We start from the raw sequence: 5,408 nt of genomic DNA, 5'->3' as shown, positions 1-5,408 counted from the left end.
CTCGACGCGGTCCTCCTGGCCCGCCGAGGAGGACAGCTGCCAGGGCACGCTGGCCACCATCACCCCCGGCGTGTACCGCAGCCGGGCGCGCAGGCGCAGCGCCGACTGGTTGTGCAGCAGCGTCTCCCACCAGTGGCCCACGACGTACTCCGGGATGTACACGATCACCAGGTCGCGCGGGTGGCGGGCGCGCAGCGCCCTCACGTGCTCCACGACGGGCCGGATGATCTCGCGGTACGGGGAGTCCAGCACCGTCAGCGGCACCGGGATCTCCGCCTCGTCCCACCTGCGCTGCAGCGAGGCCGACTCCCGCGGGTCCACGGCCACCGTGACGGCCTCCAGGCCCGTCAGCCGCGCGGCCCGGGCGTAGGCCAGCGCCCGCAGCGTCGGCTTGTGCAGCTTGGAGACCAGGACGATGCCGCGCACCCCCGTGGGCAGCGCCTTCGCCTGCGGGGTGACCTGCGGCTCCAGCTCGCGCGCCACGGCGGTGTAGTGGCGGCGGATGAGGCGCATGTTCACGAAGATCACGGCCATGGCGAGGATGGCGATCCAGGCGCCCTGCACGAACTTCGTGAGCAGCACGATGACGAGCACGAGGCCGGTCATGGCCAGGCCGACGGTGTTGATGACGCGCGAGCGCTTCATCCGGGCCCGCGCCGCCGCGTCGGTCTCGGTGCGCAGCAGCCGCGTCCAGTGCCGGATCATGCCGGTCTGGCTCATCGTGAAGGACACGAAGACGCCGACGATGTAGAGCTGGATGAGCCGGGTGACCTCGGCCTCGAAGGCGAGGATGAGGATGATCGCCGCACCGGCCAGGGCGATGATCCCGTTGGAGAAGGCCAGCCGGTCCCCGCGGGTGTGCAGCTGGCGGGGCAGGAAGCCGTCGCGGGCCAGGATCGAGGCCAGCACGGGGAAGCCGTTGAAGGCCGTGTTCGCGGCCAGCACCAGGATCACCCCGGTGGCGGCGGTCACCAGGTAGAAGGCCGGGGTGAAGTGGTCGAAGACCGCGTCGGCCAGCTGGCCGATGACGGGGGTCTGCACGTAGGTGTCACCCACCGGCACGCCGTCGCGCAGCAGCTGCGTGGCCGGGTCCTCGGCGAAGCGCAGGCCCGTGAGGTTGGCCAGGGTGATGATGCTCAGGAGCATGGTGACCGCGATGAGCCCGAGCAGCAGCAGGGTCGTGGCGGCGTTGCGGCTCTTGGGCTTGCGGAAGGCCGGCACGCCGTTGCTGATCGCCTCCACCCCCGTCAGGGCCGCGCACCCGGAGGAGAAGGCCCGCAGGACGAGGAAGCCGCCGGCCAGGCTCGTCAGCCCCGCGGTGAAGTGGTCCTCGGCCCGCAGCTCCAGCCGGGCGCTCTGCGCCTGCGGCAGGTCGCCGAGCAGGTAGCGCCCGAAGCCCCACGCCGCCATGCCGATGATCGCCAGCATGAAGAGGTAGGTGGGGATCGCGAAGGCCGCGCCGCTCTCCCGGATGCCCCGCAGGTTCGCCGACATCAGCAGCAGCACGAGCACCACCGCGACGAGCACCTCGTGGCCCTGCACGAACGTCAGCGCCGTGGACGCGTACTGCGCCGCCGACGAGATCGACACCGCCACCGTCAGCACGTAGTCCACCAGCAGCGCGCTGGCCACCGTCAGGCCCGCCGTGGGCCCCAGGTTGACCGTCGCCACCTCGTAGTCGCCGCCACCGGAGGGGTAGGCGTGCACGTTCTGCCGGTAGGAGGTGACCACCACCACCATGACCACGACGACGGCCAGGGCCACCCACGGCGAGACCGCGTAGGCCGCGATCCCGGCGATCGACAGGGTGAGGAAGATCTCGTCCGGCGCGTAGGCCACGGAGGACAGCGCGTCGGAGGCGAAGACGGGTAGCGCGATGCGCTTGGGCAGCAAGGTCTCGGACAGCTTCTCGCTGCGGAAGGGACGACCCACCAGCAGGCGCTTGGCCGAGTCCGTGAGATCTGCGAGGGACGGCACGAACGGCCATGGTAGGCCGACGGGCCGACGGGGGAGCCCGCGCCCGCGGCGCGAGCGCGCGGTAGCGTGCCAGCGCCGGTGCGGGCGCCGGGTGGCGCAGCACCGGCGGACCGCGTCCAGAGGCCGATCGACCGACCGGAGCAGCAGTGCACATCGTGATCATGGGGTGCGGGCGGGTGGGGGCCACCCTCGCCACCACCCTCGAGCGGCTGGAGCACCGCGTCGCCGTCATCGACCAGGACGCCGACGCCTTCCGCCGCCTGGGCACCGGCTTCGGCGGCCGGCGCATCACCGGTGTCGGCTTCGACCACGACACCCTCGTGGAGGCCGGCATCGAGCACGCCGGCGCCTTCGCGGCCGTCTCCAGCGGCGACAACTCCAACATCATCGCCGCGCGGGTGGCGCGCGAGAAGTTCGGCGTCGAGACCGTCGTGGCCCGCATCTACGACCCCGGCCGCGCCGAGGTCTACCAGCGCCTGGGCATCCCCACGATCGCCACCGTGCGCTGGACGGCCGACCAGGTGCTGCGCCGGCTGCTGCCCGACGGGCCGGCCGCCGAGTACCTGGACACCAGCGGGCGCGTCGCCCTCGTCGAGATGCCCGTGCACCTGGCCTGGGTGGGACGCCGGCTCACCGCGCTGGAGGAGGCCGCCGCCGTGCGCATCGCCTACGTCACCCGCCTCGGCGTCGGCCTCGTCCCCACGCCCGCGACCGTCTACCAGGAGGGCGACGTGGTGCACGCCACCTGCGAGCAGCACCGCGTCGAGGAGGCCGCCGCCGTGCTCGCCGCGACCCCGGAGGAGGAGTCCTGATGCGCGTCGTCATCGCCGGCGCCGGCATCGTCGGCCGCTCCATCGCCCGGGAGCTGCTGGCCAACGGCCACCGCGTGCTCCTCATCGACCGCTCGCCCGCCGCCATGAAGATCCCCAGCGTGCCCGACGCCCAGTGGCTGCTCGCCGACGCCTGCGAGATCAGCAGCCTCGACGAGGCACGGCTCACCGAGAGCGACGTCATCGTGGCCGCCACCGGTGACGACAAGGCCAACCTCGTCGTCTCGCTGCTGGCCAAGACCGAGTACGGCGTGCCCCGCACCGTCGCGCGGGTCAACAACCCCAAGAACGAGTGGCTCTTCGACGAGGCCTGGGGCGTCGACGTGGCGGTCTCCACCCCCCGGCTCATGACGGCCCTGGTGGAGGAGGCCGTCAGCGTCGGCGAGCTCGTGCGGCTGTTCAGCTTCCAGCAGAGCCGCACCACCATGTCGGAGTTCACCCTCGACGAGGGCTCCCCCGTGCTCGGGCGGACGGTCGGGCAGGTGGCCCTGCCCCCGGACACCGTGCTCGTCGCGATCGTGCGCAACGACCGGCCCTCGGCCCCCCACGTCGACGACGTGCTGGAGGTCGGCGACCACCTGCTCTTCATCAGCGACCCGGACTCCGAGGGACAGCTGCAGGAGCTGCTCTCCCCGCAGCCCGACGCCCTCTGAGGACGCCCGGCCGGGAGCTCAGCCCCCCGCCGGGCGCTCGCCGTCGCCGCGGCCCTCGCCGAGGACCGCGGGATCGGACAGCGGCGTGTGGCCGCGCAGCAGCATCGCCGCGATGACCGCGACCCCGGCCACCAGCAGCGGCCAGCCCAGCACCAGCTTGCTCACCGCCAGCGCGGTCGTGCTGCCCGCCAGCAGCAGCGGCAGCTCGACGACGACGCGCAGCAGGTACATCACCAGGAAGACGGCCGTCACGTGCTGGCACAGCCGCAGCACACCCGGATCGCGGCGCCAGGCCGTGACCTCGCCCGTGACGGACCCGACGAGGAACCCCACGAGCGGCCAGCGCAGCAGCATGCTGGCCGAGAACACCACGGCGAGCCCGGCGTTGAGCAGGATGCCGGAGAGGAAGTAGTCCTCGGTGCGCCCCGTCCGCTGGGCGATGGCGGCGGCGACGGCGATGGCCACCACCCCGCCGAGGGCGTGCTGCAGGGTCTCCCGCCGCAGCAGGCGCAGCACCACCGACCCGAGCAGCGGCACCGCCGCGGCGACGACGGCGGTGCGCAGGTCCTCCCGCCAGAGCCAGGCCAGCAGGAAGGCGAGCGCGGGGAGGGCGGACTCCAGCATCCCCCGCCAGCCGCCGAGCGCGGCGTCCAGGCGGTGGCGCACGACCTCCTCGACGGTGCCCGGCCCGGCACCGTCCGCGGGCCGCGGCGGCACCGCCGCGGGGTCGTCGGCGCCGAGCCCGCCGGCCCCTGTCCCGTCCGGGGCGGACGGCAGCGGCGTCACACGGTCTCCGGGGTGAGGAGCTCGTACCGCGGGTTGAAGATCACCCGCCGGCCGTCGTCCTCGACGACCATCCCCCGCGCGGTGAGGCGGCGCCCGACCTCGACACCGGCGATGCGCCGGCGGCCCAGCCACACGAGCACCACGGTGCCGGAACCGTCGAAGAGCTCCGCCTGCAGGGTGGGCACGCCACCGCGCGGCTGCAGGGTGACCGAACGCAGCGCACCGCACACGCACGCCCGCTGGCGCACCGGCAGCGCCCGGCACGGGGTGCCGCCGTGCCGGACGGCCACCTCCTGCTCCTCCACGGCCGCCAGGTCCAGCTCGGAGGCGGTGAACCGCTGCAGGACACGTCGCCAGCGCGCCGCACCGGACGGCGCCGAAGTCTTAGCCACGCGACCAGCGTAGACGCGCCCCGGCGCCCGCGGGGCCCCTGCACCCACCCGGAGCACCCCACCCGTCCGGTCAGCGCACCTCGGTGATCTCGGGGCCGCGCTCGAAGGGCTGCAGCGGGTCCCGGTCGCCGTCGGCGGGGGCCTGCGCCGGCTGCTCCTCGCCGCCCTCGCCGCCCTCGCCGCCCTGCGCACCGGGTGGCGGCGCCATCCGGGGCAGGCTCAGCGCCAGCAGCTCCCGCGGGGCCATGGCCTCGGCGCCGCGGACCACGACCACGTCCCGCAGCACGCCCTCCAGCGCCTCCGCGGCCGCCGCGTCGTGCGCGGCGGCGCCGGCGAACACCGCGCGCAGGAACCAGCGCGGTCCGTCGACGCCGACGAAGCGGGTCGGCTGGAAACCGGTGCGGCCGTCCTCGGTGCGCACGGGCAGCCGGGCCAGCAGCTCGCGGCCGAACGTGCCGGGCACCTCGTCGACGGCGCCGCCCTGCTCGGAGACGGCCGCGGCGATCTCGGTGCGGATGTCGTCCCAGAGACCCAGGGTGCGGGGGGCGGCGAACAGCTGCAGCTGCATCGACGAGCCACCGAGGACGACGGTCAGCGCGATGGGCCGCTGGCTGCCCTCCTCGACGTCGAAGCGCAGCTCCATCCCCTCGCGACCGCGCAACCGCAGGCAGCCCAGCGCCAGGCGGTCGTCGGGCTCGCCCACCTCGGAGGCGTCGAACGGGCCCTGCGACCGGTCGAAGCGCACCGACGCCGCGACGGCCTCGCCGATC

At 74.1% G+C, this 5,408-nt stretch carries 6 protein-coding genes; 2 read left to right on the top strand and 4 right to left on the bottom strand.

What is annotated here, in order from left to right:
* Positions 1-1,977, bottom strand: a 1,977-nt coding sequence (locus tag ABEB16_RS13930) for an APC family permease (protein ID WP_345712844.1), incomplete at its 3' end; no start/stop codon positions are given.
* 146 nt (positions 1,978-2,123) lie between these two features.
* On the opposite strand from ABEB16_RS13930, the gene ABEB16_RS13925 reads away from it, so the two are divergent.
* Both ABEB16_RS13925 and ABEB16_RS13920 read left to right on the top strand, forming a co-directional pair.
* Entirely contained in the window at positions 2,124-2,789 is a 666-nt protein-coding gene (locus ABEB16_RS13925; protein ID WP_345712843.1) for a potassium channel family protein, read from the top strand.
* The gene (locus ABEB16_RS13920) at positions 2,789-3,460 is read left to right on the top strand and encodes a potassium channel family protein (RefSeq protein ID WP_345712842.1); all 672 of its coding nucleotides are present in this window, start codon (positions 2,789-2,791) and stop codon (positions 3,458-3,460) included. Before ABEB16_RS13925 ends, ABEB16_RS13920 begins: the two co-directional genes overlap by 1 nt.
* An 18-nt stretch (positions 3,461-3,478) precedes the next feature.
* Here the strand turns inward: ABEB16_RS13920 and ABEB16_RS13915 are convergent, their stop codons facing one another.
* From ABEB16_RS13915 to ABEB16_RS13905, 3 genes are all read right to left on the bottom strand, one after another.
* Positions 3,479-4,246: a DUF3159 domain-containing protein gene (locus tag ABEB16_RS13915; RefSeq protein WP_345712841.1), complete on the bottom strand. Its 768-nt coding sequence runs from the start codon at positions 4,244-4,246 to the stop codon at positions 3,479-3,481.
* Entirely contained in the window at positions 4,243-4,638 is a 396-nt protein-coding gene (locus tag ABEB16_RS13910) for an OB-fold nucleic acid binding domain-containing protein (protein ID WP_345712840.1), read from the bottom strand. Before ABEB16_RS13910 ends, ABEB16_RS13915 begins: the two co-directional genes overlap by 4 nt.
* Positions 4,639-4,708: 70 nt before the next feature.
* Positions 4,709-5,408: DUF3710 domain-containing protein (locus ABEB16_RS13905; protein ID WP_345712839.1), on the bottom strand; the 700-nt coding region annotated here is incomplete at its 5' end.

It is taken from the genome of Kineococcus glutinatus (assembly GCF_039542765.1).
Taxonomy (GTDB): Bacteria; Actinomycetota; Actinomycetes; order Actinomycetales; family Kineococcaceae; genus Kineococcus_A; species Kineococcus_A glutinatus.
The sequence above is the reverse complement of the archived record's forward strand: the minus strand, read 5'-3'. Positions and strand labels throughout refer to the sequence as shown.

What these genes read in the sequence shown, in the direction of transcription:
- ABEB16_RS13920 (WP_345712842.1), top strand. Translation starts at nt 2,789, where the DNA reads ATGCGCGTCGTCATCGCCGGCGCCGGCATCGTCGGCCGCTCCATCGCC.